General features: G+C 61.8%; 13 protein-coding genes and 1 tRNA gene. 5 read left to right on the top strand and 9 right to left on the bottom strand.

The genetic code is table 11. The features are described from left to right. Positions 1-56 precede the first annotated feature (56 nt). Positions 57-983: a carbohydrate kinase family protein gene (locus tag AC0JZ4_RS03420; RefSeq protein WP_471885046.1), complete on the top strand. Its 927-nt coding sequence runs from the start codon at positions 57-59 to the stop codon at positions 981-983. A gap of 540 nt (positions 984-1,523) precedes the next feature. Here the strand turns inward: AC0JZ4_RS03420 and pgi are convergent. The 3 genes from pgi to AC0JZ4_RS03405 all read right to left on the bottom strand — a co-directional run bounded on the left by pgi (position 1,524) and on the right by AC0JZ4_RS03405 (position 6,343). Beyond that, a complete protein-coding gene (gene pgi / locus AC0JZ4_RS03415) occupies positions 1,524-3,149 on the bottom strand; it encodes a glucose-6-phosphate isomerase (protein WP_471885045.1) in 1,626 nt (541 codons plus the stop codon). A 108-nt stretch (positions 3,150-3,257) separates the two neighbouring features. Beyond that, complete coding sequence (locus tag AC0JZ4_RS03410; RefSeq protein ID WP_471885044.1) at positions 3,258-4,505, bottom strand: alpha/beta hydrolase; 1,248 nt, start codon at positions 4,503-4,505, stop codon at positions 3,258-3,260. Positions 4,506-4,645: 140 nt separating this feature from the next. Then, positions 4,646-6,343: a long-chain-fatty-acid--CoA ligase gene (locus AC0JZ4_RS03405; protein WP_471885043.1), complete on the bottom strand. Its 1,698-nt coding sequence runs from the start codon at positions 6,341-6,343 to the stop codon at positions 4,646-4,648. Positions 6,344-6,562: 219 nt separating this feature from the next. On the opposite strand from AC0JZ4_RS03405, the gene AC0JZ4_RS03400 reads away from it, so the two are divergent. Next, complete coding sequence (locus tag AC0JZ4_RS03400) at positions 6,563-6,955, top strand: PRC-barrel domain-containing protein (RefSeq protein WP_471885042.1); 393 nt, start codon at positions 6,563-6,565, stop codon at positions 6,953-6,955. 113 nt (positions 6,956-7,068) lie between these two features. Continuing rightward, positions 7,069-8,178 carry a hypothetical protein gene (locus AC0JZ4_RS03395; protein ID WP_471885041.1) on the top strand — a complete coding sequence of 370 codons (1,110 nt, stop codon included), beginning with the start codon at positions 7,069-7,071 and terminating at the stop codon, positions 8,176-8,178. Positions 8,179-8,197: 19 nt separating this feature from the next. Here AC0JZ4_RS03395 and nadE read toward each other — a convergent pair whose 3' ends face one another. The 4 genes from nadE to AC0JZ4_RS03375 all read right to left on the bottom strand — a co-directional run bounded on the left by nadE (position 8,198) and on the right by AC0JZ4_RS03375 (position 12,126). After that, positions 8,198-9,178 carry an NAD(+) synthase gene (gene nadE / locus AC0JZ4_RS03390; protein WP_471885040.1) on the bottom strand — a complete coding sequence of 327 codons (981 nt, stop codon included), beginning with the start codon at positions 9,176-9,178 and terminating at the stop codon, positions 8,198-8,200. Then, positions 9,175-10,728, bottom strand: coding sequence for a class I adenylate-forming enzyme family protein (locus AC0JZ4_RS03385; protein WP_471885039.1), 1,554 nt, complete (start codon positions 10,726-10,728; stop codon positions 9,175-9,177). The genes nadE and AC0JZ4_RS03385 overlap by 4 nt, the downstream gene beginning before the upstream one ends. A 16-nt stretch (positions 10,729-10,744) precedes the next feature. Continuing rightward, positions 10,745-11,005 (bottom strand): acyl carrier protein, encoded by a 261-nt coding sequence (locus tag AC0JZ4_RS03380; protein ID WP_471885038.1) that lies wholly within the window; start codon positions 11,003-11,005, stop codon positions 10,745-10,747. Between the two features lie 167 nt (positions 11,006-11,172). Beyond that, positions 11,173-12,126: a D-2-hydroxyacid dehydrogenase gene (locus AC0JZ4_RS03375; RefSeq protein ID WP_471885037.1), complete on the bottom strand. Its 954-nt coding sequence runs from the start codon at positions 12,124-12,126 to the stop codon at positions 11,173-11,175. A gap of 114 nt (positions 12,127-12,240) precedes the next feature. Between AC0JZ4_RS03375 and AC0JZ4_RS03370 the strand changes: the two genes are divergently transcribed. Further along, positions 12,241-13,356 (top strand): NAD(P)/FAD-dependent oxidoreductase, encoded by a 1,116-nt coding sequence (locus AC0JZ4_RS03370; RefSeq protein ID WP_471885036.1) that lies wholly within the window; start codon positions 12,241-12,243, stop codon positions 13,354-13,356. A 46-nt stretch (positions 13,357-13,402) separates the two neighbouring features. On the opposite strand, the gene AC0JZ4_RS03365 is transcribed toward AC0JZ4_RS03370, so the two are convergent. Together AC0JZ4_RS03365 and AC0JZ4_RS03360 are read right to left on the bottom strand one after the other, a co-directional pair. After that, positions 13,403-13,478 (bottom strand) — tRNA-Thr (locus tag AC0JZ4_RS03365). Positions 13,479-13,596: 118 nt separating this feature from the next. Beyond that, a complete protein-coding gene (locus tag AC0JZ4_RS03360; RefSeq protein WP_471885035.1) occupies positions 13,597-14,553 on the bottom strand; it encodes an NAD(P)H-dependent flavin oxidoreductase in 957 nt (318 codons plus the stop codon). Between the two features lie 257 nt (positions 14,554-14,810). On the opposite strand from AC0JZ4_RS03360, the gene AC0JZ4_RS03355 reads away from it, so the two are divergent. Then, on the top strand, positions 14,811-16,121 hold the full coding sequence (locus AC0JZ4_RS03355) for a hypothetical protein (RefSeq protein ID WP_471885034.1): 1,311 nt from the start codon (positions 14,811-14,813) through the stop codon (positions 16,119-16,121). Positions 16,122-16,133 lie beyond the last annotated feature (12 nt).

Below are 16,133 nucleotides of genomic sequence, written 5' to 3'. Positions count from 1 at the left end.
GGCAAAAGCTCGCTTATTTCTATCGCAAAACAGATCATTCCTTGGGAGGGAATCCGATGATTTTGTGCTGCGGCGAAGCTCTTATCGACATGCTTCCGCGTGAGACGTCGCTGGGTGAAAGGGGCTTTGCCCCGTATGCCGGCGGTGCCGTCTTCAATACAGCCATCGCGCTTGGCCGTCTTGGCGTGCCGGCCGCCTTCTTCACCGGCCTCTCCGACGACATGATGGGCGATATCCTGCGCGAGACGCTGCGCCAGAGCCATGTCGATTTCAGCTATTGCGCGACACTGTCGCGGCCGACGACGATCGCCTTCGTCAAACTGGTCGACGGCCACGCCTCCTATGCCTTCTACGACGAGAACACCGCCGGCCGGATGATCACCGAGGCGGATCTTCCGTCACTCGGCGATGATTGCGAAGCCCTGCATTTTGGCGCGATCAGCCTGATCCCGGAACCTTGCGGATCGACGTATGAGGCGCTGATGATGCGCGAACACGAGAAGCGCGTCATTTCGCTGGATCCGAACATTCGCCCCGGCTTCATCAAGGACAAGGCAGCCCATCTTGCCCGTATCCGCCGCATGGCGGCCATGTCGGACATCGTCAAATTCTCCGATGAGGATCTCGCCTGGTTCGGTCTGGAAGGCGACGAGGAAACGCTTGCGCGCCAGTGGCTGCACCACGGTGCCAAGCTCGTCGTCGTCACCCGAGGCGCCGAAGGCGCTGTAGGCTATACGGCCAACCACAAGGTCACGGTGCCGAGCGAGAAAGTGACGGTGGTCGACACCGTCGGCGCCGGCGACACGTTCGATGCCGGCATTCTGGCCTCGCTCAAGATGCAGAACCTTCTGACCAAGGCGCAGGTGGGCAACCTGACCGAAGAGCAGATCGCCAAGGCGCTTGCGCTGGGCGCCAAGGCCGCCGCGGTGACCGTATCGCGGGCAGGGGCGAACCCGCCGTTTGCGAAAGAGATCGGATTGTAAGGGATAACGTGCAGCGGCTGCGCTCAGTTGTGGCGCAGCCTATAGAGCACGAACAAGGCGATGACCAGAAGCACCGCGCCGCTGCCAGCGTAAAGTGCAAGTGCATCCATTCATTTGTCTCCGAGCTTGAGAAGAAAAGCCTCGCCTATCATATGTAGCACGAAGCCCATGGCCAGCCAAATCAGGGTTGCTCCGAAAATCAGAAGCATCTCCAGAGCGGTCCTTGGAACTGCGGGGTCTCCATGAAATATGGGAGCGGCGAGCGGTGCTACAACGCCTGCTGCGCCAACGGAAAAGCAGGCGGTCGAAAGGCGATCCGACGCGGCTGCACGTAGCTTGAGAATTTCGTTACGAACGGTAAGTGTTCGCTCCGACAGGGGGTTGCCGATCCAGTCACGAGCGATCCATCGCCAGAGCCGGCATACGCCTGCGCGCATGGCCGGTGACAGTTTCCTGAAAAAATACCTCATTATCCCGCCGATCAAATAGCGCGTTGAACGGCGGGATAGTAGGTGCTGCAAATGTAATTGTGTATTACTTTTATTTTTTCAGCCCCGCCAGCGTCTTCACCAGACCCTGCGTCGATGCGTCGTGACCCGCAGCGCTTTCCTTGCCTTCGACGACCGGTAGCAGGCCGGTGGCGAGTTCCTTGCCCAGTTCGACGCCCCACTGGTCGAAGGAATTGATGCGGAACAGCACGCCTTCGACGAAGACACGATGCTCATAGAGCGCCACAAGTCGGCCGAAGGCGAACGGCGTCAGCTTGTCGTGCACGAAGGTGATCGACGGGCGGTTGCCGGTGAAGACTCGGTGCGGTGCGATGAAATCGGCCTGTTTGTCTTCCATACCCTTGGAGGTGAGCTGTGCCTTCGCCTCCTCGAACGTGCGGCCTTTCATAAGCGCTTCCGACTGAGCCAGGCAATTAGCGATCAGGAGGTCGTGCTGATGGCGAAGCTCCGGCTCGAAGCCGTTGGCAGCGATCATGAACTCCGCCGGAATGATGCTCGTTCCCTGGTGGATCAGCTGGTAGAAGGCATGCTGGCCGTTGGTGCCGGGCTCGCCCCAGACGACCGGGCCGGAATTGCCCTCGACCGGCGTACCGTCGATCGTCACACCCTTGCCGTTCGATTCCATGTCGAGCTGCTGCAGATAGGCCGGGAAGCGTAGGAGGCGCTGATCATAGGGCAGGATGGCGCGGGTCGGGTAGCCCAACACGTTGCGATGGTAGAAGCCGATCAGGCCGAGCAGCATCGGCAGGTTTTCACGCACCGGAGCGGAGCGGAAATGATTGTCCATCGCATGGGCGCCATCGAGAAACTTGCCGAAGTTTTCAGGGCCGATGGCAAGCATCAGCGGCAGGCCGATGGCAGACCAGATCGAGTAGCGACCGCCGACCCAATCCCAGAAACCGAAGACGCGTGTCGCATCGATGCCGAAGGCGGCGACCTTGTCGAGCGCGGTGGAGACGGCGCAGAAATGGTGCTGAACGGCGGCATCGCCCAGCTTGTCGGCGATGAACCTGCGGGCGGTGGCCGCATTCGTCATCGTCTCGATCGTCGTGAACGTCTTCGACGCGACGATGAACAGTGTCGTCTCGGCATCGAGCGATTTCAGCGTGTCGGCGATATGGGCGCCGTCGACATTGGAGACGAAATGCGCGCGCGGGCCGTCATGGAAGGGCGCGAGCGCCAGCGTCGCCATCACCGGACCGAGATCGGAACCGCCGATGCCGATATTGACGACATCCGTGATCTTCTTGCCCGTCGCGCCCTTGAGGCTACCGGAGCGGATGCCGTCGGCAAACGTGCCCATCGCCGAAAGAACCGCGTTGACATCGGGCATCACATCCCGGCCGTCGACGAATACCGGGGTGTTGGAGCGGTTGCGCAATGCGGTGTGCAGAACGGCGCGGTTTTCGGTGAAATTGATCGCTACGCCGGAGAACATCTCCTCACGCTTGCTTGCGACACCGCCGGCGTCCGCCAGCTTTTCGAACAGCGCGAGGATCTCCTCGTTCACCGCGGTTTTCGAATAATCCATGGTGAGGTCGTCGAAGCGGACGCTGAATTTCTCGAAGCGGCCCGCATCCTCGCCGAAGGCGGCACGGATGTCTGTCGCCTGGGTGGCGTCTGCGGTTGCCTTGAGCTGTTGGACGATGGTCTGCATGGTTTCCTCGCATTCTGCAGATGATGCAGGGAAACCTATTCGCTTTCCCGACCAAATCAAGCGTCAGCGAAGCGTCTTTTGCGTAATGGACCAGTCAATTGTTCAATGTCACTGTCCCACAGCGGTTTCCACCGTGTTGCCGAGCGCCTGCCCGAACCGTCCGACCTGGTCATTGTAGTTGCGGCGTGTCGCCGGGTCGAAAACGGCGATCGGGGCACTGACGGCAACGCTTGCCGCCCCGCCGACCGTTTGTGCGGTGCCTATCGCCACCGCGCCGATGCGCTCGCCGAGACCGACATCGCTGTCGGTCACGGTCTGGCCGGCGATCAGCCTGTTGCCGATCAGCTGCACCACTTCCGGGCTTTCGGCGAACTTGCCGTGGTTCAGTCGATCGCCGCCCTGCAGCTTGGTCAGGTCCAGCACCACGATGCCGGCCTTTTCGAATTCCGTGCGATAGGGTTCCACAGTCGGATCGACTTGGCCGAGGCGGTCGATATTGCCCGAGATGCGCCGCGACAGGCTGAGCGCCCGGTCGTCCTGCGACACGAAGAGAGTGAAGTTCGGATGGTCTTTGCCCAGCGCGGCAAACTGCCGGCTGAACACGTCGACGTCGAGATCGGGCGAGGCGAGGATGACGTTCTGGATCTTTGGTGCGACCCGACCGTCGCGGATCGCCATCTGGCGCAGGGCCTCTACGGTCAGCCACGAACCCATCGAATGGGCCATGATGGTGATTTCCCCGACGCTCGGCTCGGAGGCGATCCTGCGCAGCGTCGTCTCCAGCGCATCGCGGGAATAGTTGGTGCTTTCCTTGTCGTAGTTATAGGCAAAGATACTGCCGCGCGATGGCCAGGTGAACAGCACCGGTGCTGCATCGGCACCGCTGTCGTGCACGATCTGCGCAAAGCGATAGACCGCGTCTTCATAGCGATTGTTGAAACCGTGAACGAAAACCATCACGCGGCGGCTTTTCGTCATGTGGTCGCGAAGCCAGTTCGGCGCGCGTGTCGCGTCCATCTGCGTGACGGAGAGCGTTGCAAATTCCTTGGCCGGATTCGCAGGCAGCTTCTTCGGCCACTGCACCTGCCCTGCCTTTCTGGCACTATCCGGGGGAATGGATACCTCGATCTCGGTGATGGCGGGCTCTCGTCCTCGCTCACCGGAAAACAGGATGCCGGGCGTCTCGCTCGGCTTGCGCGTCGTGGCGACGAGAACATCGACGATCGATGCATCCGCGGCCGCAGGCTCCGAAGTCGGGATGAGCACGCCTTCAGGCCGCCCGGCGCAACTCGAAAGCGCGGCAAGCAGGGTCAGAACGGCGATCGGTCGAAACGAAAATCCGGCACGGTTTTGCAAGCGAACTCCAACAGCTTTCCCCGGCTCCAGCGCAAGGGCTAACGGAGCAGGGCGACAAGGTCCACTGCTAAACGGGGCTAACACCGGCGACAAGTGATGCTTGGCTTTCACCTGTCGCCGTCATGCAACGGCTCGGGCGACTATCGCAACTCGCGCCTCAAAATCTTGCCGACATTGGTCTTCGGCAAAAGTTCGCGGAATTCGATGAAGCGCGGGCGCTTGTAGTTGGTCAGGTTTGCTGCGCAATGAGCCTTGAGTTCGTCTTCGGTCAGGCTCTGGTCCTTCTTCACCACGAACAGCTTTACCGCTTCGCCCGAATGGGGATCGGCAACGCCGACCGCGGCGCATTCCAGCACGCCCGGATGCATCGCGGCGACTTCCTCCACCTCGTTCGGATAGACGTTGAAGCCGGAAACGAGGATCATATCCTTCTTGCGATCGACGATCTTGGTATAGCCTCGGGCGTCCATGTAGCCCATGTCGCCGGTGCGGAAGAAGCCATCCGTGGTCATTACTTTGGCCGTCTCGTCCGGGCGCTTCCAGTAACCGGCCATTACCTGCGGCCCGCGGATGCAGATCTCGCCGACTCCGCCCTGGTCGAGCGCATTGCCGTCATCGTCGCGGATCGAGATCTCGGTGGAGGAGATCGGCAGCCCGATCATCCCGGAAAATTCCTTGGCATCGAACCGGTTGGCGGTGGCGACTGGCGAGGTTTCCGAAAGGCCGTAGCCTTCAGTGATCGGGCAACCGGTCATTTCAAGCCAGCGCTCGGCCACCGGCCGCTGTACTGACATGCCGCCGCCGAAGACGAGAAGCAGCGACGAATGGTCGAGCTTCTGGAAATCCGCATTGTTCATCAGCGCATTGAACAGCGTGTTGAGGCCCGGAAACACATGTACCGGATGCTTCTGCAATTCCTTGACGAAGGCGGGTATGTCGCGCGGATTGGCGATCAAGAGGTTATGGCTGCCGGTCGCAATACCCATCAGGGAATTCACCGTGAGCGCGAAGATATGGTAGAGCGGCAGCGCGCAGAGAAAGTGCAACTGCTCCGGCCGCTGCTTGGTATGGAAAGCGGTGTCCAGCCACATGCTCATCTGCGCCTTATTGGCCAGCAGGTTTGCGTGGGTCAGCATGGCGCCCTTCGATATGCCGGTCGTGCCGCCCGTATATTGCAGGAACGCGACGTCGTCCGGGCGCACATCCGGCGCCGCGGCCGTGGTCAGGCCGTCGCCCTCCCGCAGCACCTCGCGAAAGCTCTTGGCCGATGGCAATGACCATGCCGGGACCAGCTTCTTCACCTTGCGCACCACAAGATTGACGATGTGCCCCTTCAGCCCCAGCATGTCGCCCATCGTAGCGACGACAACCTGTTTCACATCCGTCGAAGGAAGGGCGAGTTCGGCCGTATGGGCGAAATTCTCCAGCACGAACAGGATTTTCGCGCCGGAATCCTTCAGCTGGTACTGGAGTTCCCGCGTCGTATAGAGCGGGTTTACATTGACGACGATCAGACCGGCGCGAAGGATGCCATAGACGATCACCGGGTTTTGCAGCACGTTCGGCAGCATCACCGCGATGCGGTCGCCTTTTTCCAAGCCCTGTGCAAGCAGCCATGAGGCGATCTTGCGGCTTTCCGCCTCCAGTTGCCGGAAGGTCAGCGACTTTCCCATGCTGGTAAAGGCCGGCCGGTCGGCAAAGCGGGCGCAGCTATGCTCGAAAAGCGCGCCGAGCGAGCGGTGGGCCAGCGGCGGAATATCCTCCGGCACACCTGGCGGATAGGACGCAAGCCATATCTTGCGAGCATTCGTCGGCGCTTTGGCCACCGGTTCATTCATCGGAGCATCCTCCTTGCTCGTCCGCATTAATTCATGACACCGGAAAAGTCCTCCACTTTTCCGGTGCCATCTTAGGACATTCACCGCAAACCGCCTAGAGCGCCCTCATGACAAGAGAGTTATATAACCTTGACGTAAACGTCAAATAAGTATCTCGGGAACGATCCACGCCCTTGTCGGTTCTACCTTCATCGAAAACAATGACCAAGGAGGATCGTCATGTTGCATCATGAACCCCGTGCGGGACAGGACCCTTACGTCAAGGACACGGCCTCGCTGATCGCCAGCGACAAAGTCGAAGGAACGGCGGTTTATGGCGCCGATGGGAAACGGATCGGCTCGATCGAGCGGATTCTTCTGGAAAAGCATGGCGGTCGCGTCAGCTATGCCGTTCTCAGCTTCGGTGGTTTTCTCGGAATCGGCGATGACTACTATCCGCTGCCATGGGAAAAGCTGCGCTATGACGAACAGCTTGACGGCTATCGCATCGATCTGACCAAGGACCAGATCACCGGCGCGCCGAAATATCACGATCTCGAAGACGACAGCTTCTATCGCGGCAAGGACCGGACCGTATACGACTATTACGGCGTCCCGCCCTACTGGATGTAAGCTGTAGCGAATGAAGTTTGGAGAGGCCCCGTGCGGGCCTCTTTTCGTTTGCTTAAATCTCTTCTGTCACGGTCCCGCGACGGCATTTCAGCGCCTCGAAGGACGGAACGATCATGCAGAAGGCAAGCGGTGGAGTACGCGATCTGGAGCGGGAGGACCTGCCATCCGTTGCGGCACTCTTCCAGAAGACCTTCCGCCGCTCCGAGCCCGTCCGTCCGGAGATGATCAGGTACCTGCGCGAAATCTTCTTCGATCATCCCTGGTATGACGCGGAAATCCGCTCGAAGGTCTTTATCGATGCCGATGGCGGCGTTCAGGGTTTCATCGGCGTCTTTCCCGCAAGGCTTGAGATCGAAGGCCGCCCGATCCGCGCAGCCTTCGCCGGGTCAATGATGGTCGACCGTCACGAACAGAACCCGCTCGCCGGTGCGCGTCTTCTGCGTGCCTTCCTCTCCGGCCCGCAGGACATTTCGCTGACCGAGACGGCCAATGCCCTTGCACTCGGCATGTGGCAGAAACTCGCCCTGCCGCTCGACATCAACTACAGCCTCAACTGGTTGCGTGTTCTCCGGCCCGCCGGCACCGCCCTGCAGGTGACAGAGCGCGGTTTCAGGCCCGCACGCTTCCTGCGTCCGCTGGCGTCCTTGACCGATGGCGTGATCGAGCGGGCAGGGTTCAAATCCTTCCGTCCCCCACAGCCTCACGGCGCCGGCCGGGTCAATTTCTGGGATGCGTCGCGCGACGAATTCACCGATGCCATGTTGAAACTCGCCGAGGTCTTCCCGCTCCGACCGCAATGGGATCGCTCATCCCTGGAATGGTTCATGGATCAGGCGCAGCAGAAGCGGCAATTCGGCAAGCCAACCTGGCGCATCGCTGAATCCCGCAGCGGCGATGTGGTCGGCTGCTACAGCTACTATTCGCGCCCCGGCGGTATCGGCTGGCTGCTGCAGGCGCTCTGCGCGCCGAATGTCTCGGGCGAACTGGTGGACGATCTTTTCGCCCATGCGGATGCGGCAGGCTGCGTCGCAGTTCGCGGTGCCGGCCACCCATGGCTGACGCCGGAGCTGATCAGCCGCAAAACCCTGTTCTACGGCCGCGCCTTCTTCGTCGCCCATGCCAAGGACAAGAGCCTGCTCGAGCCGATCCGGACCGGCAAGGCGCTGATCTGCGGGCTTGCCGGCGAGAACTGGACGCGGCTGATCGGCGACAGTTTCGACTGAATTTTGACCCTGGCGCCGTTCAGCCCAGCATGGTCAACGGTGCGGCGTGCAGGTAGTCCGCAACCTTGCGTTTGGACGCGATGTTGCGCCAGACCGCATCCACCTCATCAGGCGTAAGCTCTGCCGCGCCTGCGGTCGCCTCGCGGGAAATGCCGTTGTCGAGCGCATAGAGGCAGAGGTCCATCCGGTCATAAGGCAGCGAGAAATAATACTCGTCCTGCCCCTGCGGCAGCGACCAAGTGTCGGTTGTCGGCGGCCGGCGGCGGATTTCCTCCGGCACGCCGAGCGCTTCGGCAAGCTGGTAGACCTGAGTCTTGTAGAGATGCGCGATCGGCTTGAAGTCGGCGGCACCATCGCCGTTTTTCACGAAGAAGCCCTGGTCGTATTCCAGCCGGTTCGGCGTGCCGGCGACGGCAGAGTTCAGCCGGTCGGCATGGTAATACTCGATCTGCTTGCGCGTCCGCTGCTTCATGTTGGCGGCGGCGATCATGCCGAGATAGACGTCGAGCGGCATGCGATGGCGGCTCTGCTCACCGTCCGGGTTGGCAACCACCAGCCAGGAAATATTGTAGCCGCGGCCGGTCAGCGCGTTTTCCAGCACCACCTTGCAGCCCCAGCCTTCGCCGAATTCCGGCACGATCTGGCGGATGAAGCCGTCACGACGCTGATAGCAGCCCTGGGCCGCCAGCGAAGGCCCGATATCCTCCAGCACGGTCTCGATCCCGACCGCCTGTGCCAGCGCCTGTCCGAGACGCAGGCTGTCCGGGTCGCTGTCATGCTCCGGCATGAACACGCCGACGACTTTGGACGTGCCGAGCGCGCGGGCGCACAGCGCTGCCGTCACGCTGGAGTCGATGCCGCCGGAAAGCCCCAGCACGGCGCCGCGCTTGCGCAGGTCTTTCAGAATGGTGGCGCGCAGCCATTCGCAAATCCGCTCGATCTCCGCCTCGGCGTCGAGCACGAGGTCTTTGGCACTGAACGGTGCGGTAGCGATGGTCATGCGGCATCTTCCTTCGTGTCGGGAGCCGATGTCTCGGCGTTCAATCTGATTTTTCCGGTGCTGGTACGCGGCAACGCATCGCGAAACTCGACGCTTTTCGGCACCATGTAGTCTTCAAGGTTCTGGGCGCAGTGGCGCAGGATCTCCCTTTCGGAAAGCAGAGCTGAAGGCTCCAGCGCCACATAGGCGCGGATCAGCTGTCCGAAGACCGGATCGTCGATCCCGGCGACGGCAGCCTCGCGGATACCGGGCAGGGCATAGAGCACCCGCTCGACTTCCTGTGGGCTCACCTTCTCGCCGCGCGTCTTGATGATGTCGTCGCGCCGGCTGACGAAAAAGAGGAAGCCGTCCTCGTCGCGCGTAAATAGGTCGCCGGTCATCAGCCGTCGCCCATGTGCCGCCGGCCCCACCTTATCGCGCGTTGCCATCTCGTCCTGCCAATAGCCGAGCATCACATGCGGACCCTCGATCACCAGCTCCCCGGCAACACCCGGAGGCACCGGATTGCCGGCTTCATCGATGACGAAAGCCTGCGTCCCAGGCATTGCCTTGCCGACCGATAGCGCCCGTCCGTCCAGCTGCTCGGGTAAGAGGTAGGTGCCGCGGATACATTCGGTCTGGCCATACATCAGGAACACGCGCGTCTGCGACAGCAGTTCGCGCAGCCGCGCGGTGACCGAGGGTGGCATGGCGGCGGCGGCATTGGTGATATAGCGCAGATCGGGCAGGAAGGCGGGTTGCAGGTCCTGCATGCCGGCAATCAGCGCCGCCATCGCCGGCACGATCGGAAAACCAGTCGCCCGTGTCTCGACCAGCCGCGCCAGGATCTTGCGCGGGAAGGCAAAACTCTTCTCCAGCACGATCGTACCGCCCACCATCACCATGGTCAGGATCTGGGTGATCCCGTAGCCGAACGAGATCGGCAGGAGGCTGAGGACGATGTCGTCTTGCGTATTGTCGAGGTAATCGACGATGGCGCCGCAGGCAAAAAGCAGGCTCGCATGGCTATGCATCACCCCCTTGGGCGTGCCGGTCGAACCGGATGTGTGGATCAGGATCGCCAGTGTATCTTCGTCCGTCAGCAATGACGGAACCACGCTGCCGTCCCTGCGCACGATGTCCTCATAGGCGGCCCAGCCGGTTGGCATTGCCTGCGGTCCGCCGGGGAGCGCAATTTTCTGTGGCGCAACGTCGATGCCGTCCAGGGCCGCATCGACCACGGTGACGAACCGCGCCTGCGCCAGTATCGCAAATGGCCGTGTGCTTCCGATAATGGCGCGAAGCTTGTCCGGCTTGATGGTCGCATGCAGCGGGCAGGGCACTGCCGCGGCCTTCCATATGCCGAAAAAAGCCACCACGGCTTCCGCCACATTCTCCGCCACCATCAAGACGCGATCGCCCGCACCGATCCCGCGCGCGATCAGCTCGCCTGCCAGCCGATCCGACAGCAGGTCCAGTTCACCGTAGGTAAGGCTGGTCTCGCCGGCGATGACCGCCGTCTTGTTTTCAAGGCGGCCAGCACTGCGGCGAAGGTGGTCCTCGATGCGCATGGCCGTGCCTGTCTTTTCAGGCCGCAGCCGGCGGCAGCTTGGCCGCGAGGTAACGGGTCATGCTGGATATGCTGTCGAGATTTTCCGGGATGATCTCTTCATCGGCAATCGAGATGCCGAAGGTCTGCTCCAGAAAGGCGATGACTTCCAGCACGCCGGTCGAATCGATCACGCCGCTTTCCAGCAGCGACTGATCATCGTCGAGTTCGGCATCGGCGCGGAACAGAAAGTTCTCCGCGATGAATTCCCGGACGGTGGCGTTGAGAGTATTGGTCATCGAAGCGGCCTTCCCCAGTGGGTAGCCGTTCGAAGCGAGGTCAAGGACGCGCGGCCACCGTTATTTCTGCGCAGACCATGCCGCAAACACCTGAATCTTTCGCTAAGCCTGCCGTTTCACTTTAAGGCATCGGAAAATACATGCCGCACCGAAGAACAGTCCTGCGATCAAAGCACGTTCGAAGGTGCCCCCTTGTCGAAATTCTCGACATGGCTGATCACCTGTTCCCAAAGGCTCTGCATGGCCTCGTCGCTCGCCCAGGCCACATGCGGCGTCAGGATCACGTTCGGACGGTCGATGACCTTAAGCAGCGGATTATCGTCGGCGGGCGGCTCGGTGGTCGCCACGTCGAAGCCTGCTCCTGCGATCAGCCCCTCGTCGAGCGCGGTCACGAGATCGGCCTCGTTCACCAGCCCGCCTCGCGCCGTGTTGATGATCAGCGGCTGACGCTTCATCCGGCGGAATTCTGCAAGACCGATCAGGTCGCGCGTCTCGGGCTTGAGCGGCATGTGTAAAGTCACGATGTCGGCCTGCTCCAGCACCCTGTCGAAAGGTGTGTATCCCTCCGGCACTGCGTCCATTCCCTTGCGACCGGCAAGCATCACCTTCATTCCAAAGGCCTCAGCGATTGTCGCGACGGATTTGCCCAGAGTGCCGCCGCCGAAAATGCCGATCGTCGAACCGGCAAGATCGCGGATCGGGTGGTTGAAGAAGCAGAATTGCCTGGCGCGTTGCCATTCGCCGTCGATCACATCCTGGCGAAACCCTATGATCGAGCGCCGCAGGGCAAAGATCAGTGCGAATGTATGCTCCGGCACGGTATTGACCGCATAGCCGCGTACATTCGAGACCACGATGCCGCGTGCCTTGGCAAAATCGAGGTCGATCACGTCATAGCCCGTCGCCGCCACCGCGATCATCTTCAGGTTCTTCGCCTCGGCCATCGATGCAGCGCGCACCGCCGCCTTGTTGGTGATGACGATATCGGCGTCACGAATGCGCTCCGCCACATCCGTTTCCGCCGTCTTTCCGTATTCCACCCATTCATGCGCAAACGCGGGCCGGGTGATGGAAACGGCGGGGCCGATCGTGTCCCGATCGAGGAAAACAATTTTCGGCATCGAACCTCCCCAGTGCCTGGCACGGCTTGCAATCGCGACCGCGCTGTTCGAGGAATGCAGTCCTACATCATTCGGGCGCTTGCGAAACCCCGAAGGGCGGGATTGGAGGAGCGGATGGGAGAAACTCTCGACCTCGACTGCGTCGTCATCGGCGGCGGCGTCATAGGCTTGGCGATTGCGCGCCGCATGGCGATGGCGGGCAGGGAGGTCGTCGTTCTCGAAAGCGAGCCGCTGACCGGCAGCATCACCTCGTCGCGCAACAGCGAAGTCATCCATGCCGGCCTCTATTATCCCACCGGCAGCCGCAAGGCTCACCTTTGCGTTTCCGGCCGGCAGGCACTCTATGCCTACTGCCGGCAACGGAATATCGCTCACCGGCAATGCGGCAAGCTGGTCGTCGCCTCGAACGAGGCCGAAGTCGCTTATCTCGAAAAACTGCTGAAACAGGCTGAGGCGAACGGCGTCGACGATTGCTATCTGATCGACGCCGGCCGGCTCGCTCAACTTGAACCCGAGATCGAAGGCCATGCGGCGCTCGTTTCTCCCGCAACCGGCATCATCGACAGCCACGCCCTGATGGCGGCCTATATCACCGACATCGAAGCGCATGGCGGCACGGTCGTGGTCAATTCGCCTGTCCTGTCCGGTGAGCTGCAGGCGGGAAGTGTCACGCTCGCCGTCGGCGGAAGCGACCCCTTCACTGCCCGCGCGCGGCTCGTCGTCAACGCCGCGGGCCTCGATGCATGGGCGGTCTCGATGGGCCTTGCAGGCCTTGATCGGGCAACGATCCCGCACCGCGCCTATGCGAAGGGCAGCTATTTCTCGCTGACAGGAAGAGCACCGGCGACCCGCCTGATCTATCCGGTGCCGGAACCCGGCGGCCTTGGCGTGCATTTGACGCTCGATCTTGCGGGCCAGGCCCGCTTCGGTCCCGATGTCGAATGGCTGGACGAACCCGACTACGATGTCGATCCGGCCCGCTCGGAAAAATTCTATGCGGCGATCCGCAAATACTGGCCGCGCCTGAAGGACGACGCGCTTCAGCCCGCCTATGCAGGCATACGTCCGAAAACCGTCGGCGCGGATGGCGGTGGCGGCGGGGACTTCATCATCCAGGGGCCTGATGCGACAGGCCACGCGGCCTATCTTGCCCTCTACGGCATCGAATCGCCGGGCCTTACATCGTCCCTGGCGATCGCCGATGAAGTCTGGCGCCTGTCGAGCGAATAGAGGGGCAACAGGCGCTTTGTCATATCTGATATGGACATTGGAAAAATGGTGCCGCTTGCAGGACTCGAACCTGCGACCCCATCATTACGAATGATGTGCTCTACCACCTGAGCTAAAGCGGCCCGTCAGCGGCGCTGGGCGCCAAGCTGAGAGTGATGCGCTGATACAGGCAACCAATTCCGATTTCAAGCCGGTTTTGCAGATAGTTTTGTTTTTCCTGACTTGCCGGTCATGGCGGGGTCAAAGAGACAGTCTGCGTCGCGCTTGCGCATATTCCTCGGCAAGTCGATCGACGAGCTTTTCGACCGGTTCTATCGCCTTGACTGCTCCGACACCCTGGCCGGCCCCCCATATTTCCTTCCAGGCCTTCGCTCCGGTCGTTGCCTTGTCGAAATCCATCTTCGACGGATCCGCGACCGGCAGGGCATCCGGGTCCAGGCCCATGGCGGCAATCGAACCCTTCAGGTAATTGCCGTGAATGCCGGTGAAATAGTTGGAATAGACGACGTCCGAAGCGCTGGAGGCGACGATCATCTCCTTATAGGCGCGCTCGGCGCGCGCCTCGTCGGTGGCGATGAAGGGGGAGCCGATATAGGCCATGTCGGCTCCCATCGCCTGCGCCGCCAGAATGCCGCCGCCGGTTGCGATCGCGCCGGCAAGCAGCAATGGCCCATCGAACCATTGACGGATTTCCTGCACGAGCGCGAAGGGAGATAGCGTTCCCGCATGACCGCCGGCACCGGCCGCAACCGCAATCAGCCCGTCGGCGCCCTTGCGGATGGCGGAATGGGCGTGCCGGTTGTTGATCACGTCATGCAGCACGATCCCACCGTAGGAATGCACGGCAGCATTCACCTCCGGCACGGCGCCGAGCGAGGAGATGACGATCGGCACCTTGTATTTCACGCACATCATCAGATCGTGTTCGAGCCTGCGGTTCGAGGTGTGGACGATCTGGTTGACGGCAAAAGGCGCGGATGGCCTGTCGGGATGAGCCGCATCGTGAGCGGCAAGCTCCTGCGTGATCTGCGCCAGCCATTCGTCCAGTTGGCTTTCCGGCCGGGCATTGAGCGCCGGAAATGCGCCGACAACGCCCGCCTTGCACTGGGCGATGGTCAGGTCCGGATGCGAGATGATGAAGAGCGGCGATGCCACGACGGGCAACCGCAGCCTGTCCTTGAGGACCGCTGGAAGCATGAAAGGAACCTCCCGAATTACCTTTACGTAAGATGATGTATCAGATGCAAAGATCGGGGGGAAGCCGGTGTGTTGGCTGTGCCCATCATCAATTTGACACCATGTTGCGGCCGTTTCAGCGCGGGATGAGCTGCGGCCAAGTCTTGCAGTTCGGCGGTCGAGACGTTACCGAGGGGTTAACGGACAGGCGCGGGACGATGCCGCGCGAGATAGGCCGCATACCGGCCGAGAGTTGAAATGAACCGGAAGGACCGGCAGTGAGCGGCCTGGAAACAGCCATTAGAAATGCCCTGGATCGAGCGGAACGTGGTGACGGCAAGGTGCGTGCGCGCATCTATCAGTCCGCCAGGCAGGCGCTCGATGCCGGCCTTCGCAAACAGGGCGTCAGCGACAATCTGGTCATCATGCAGCAGCGCAAGCGGCTCGAAGACAAGATCCGCGAGATCGAGGACGAGGAGATCAACCGTCTGGCGCAGTCGGCCGCGCCGCCGTACCAGCCCGAAGCCCCCGATCTTCAGCCACACCGAATGGACGATGTCGGGGCGCCATCTCGCATCGAACCTTCGGTCTCGGTCGATGCTCCGGTAAGATCGCATCCGGCTGCCGCGGCACCGGATGTTTCCGTCTCCGTCGATCCCCCGGCCTCTGTCATGGACCGACGCGGAATGCCGGGCGCTGCACCTGAATTCGGTGCGCTTGGCGGGGTCACGCGATCGCATGCCGAACAGGATACGGCCCAGGCACCGTCGATGGATGTCGATGCGCTGCCGCCAGCCTACAGGGACGCGCCGCCGGAAGGCGGCATGTCGCCGGCCGAAGCGTCACCGGCAGTCGAGCCGAAAACGAGGGGCCGCGTGGCGCGCAACAAGGTGCGTAACAAGGCGGCTGCGGGAATGGCGTCGGAACGTGCGGCCAAGCCGCGTCGTCGGCGCGGGTTTCTGTCGCATCTGACCACGTGGATGGTGACGCTTGCCGTCGTCGCCATCGGCTGCTTTGCCTTCTATCAGTCGGGCATGGTGCAATCGATCGTTCAGGAAGCGGTGCAGGCCGCCAATCGCCCGTCGGCGCTCTCAGTCAACGGCCAGGGGCCGTCTGCCCTGTCTTCCCGCGGTGGTTTCTCCGAGGAGTGGACGGACATTTTCGAACCTGTGGAGGGAGCGGCATTCCGCGCCGGCGCCCAGGCTCAGGCGCAGATCGCAACGGGATCGGAGGGCCAGGCGCTGAGGATCACGTCGGCGAGCGCCAACGCCGCCGGCGATGTGGCTATCGAAGTCCCGGCCGAAGTGCTGCGCGAACTTGCCGGCAGAAGCTCGACGCTCGCCATCACGGTGCAGTCCGCTGCCGATCAGCCGGCACAGATTTCGGTCCGCTGCGATTTCGGCAGCCTCGGTTCGTGCTCGCGCCATCGCTTTACGGCCATGCAGGAGCGGCAGGATGCGCTCTTCCGTGTCTCCTTCGACCGTACCATGGCGCCGAACGCGCCGGGCCGATTGATCATCAACACCGGCATCAGCGGCACAGCGGCACCTGTCTTCGTCTATTCCGTGCGTGCCCTTACCGGCCAATAGGATTGGTCGGTA

This window comes from [Rhizobium] kunmingense, assembly GCF_977018605.1.
The sequence above is the reverse complement of the archived record's forward strand: the minus strand, read 5'-3'. Positions and strand labels throughout refer to the sequence as shown.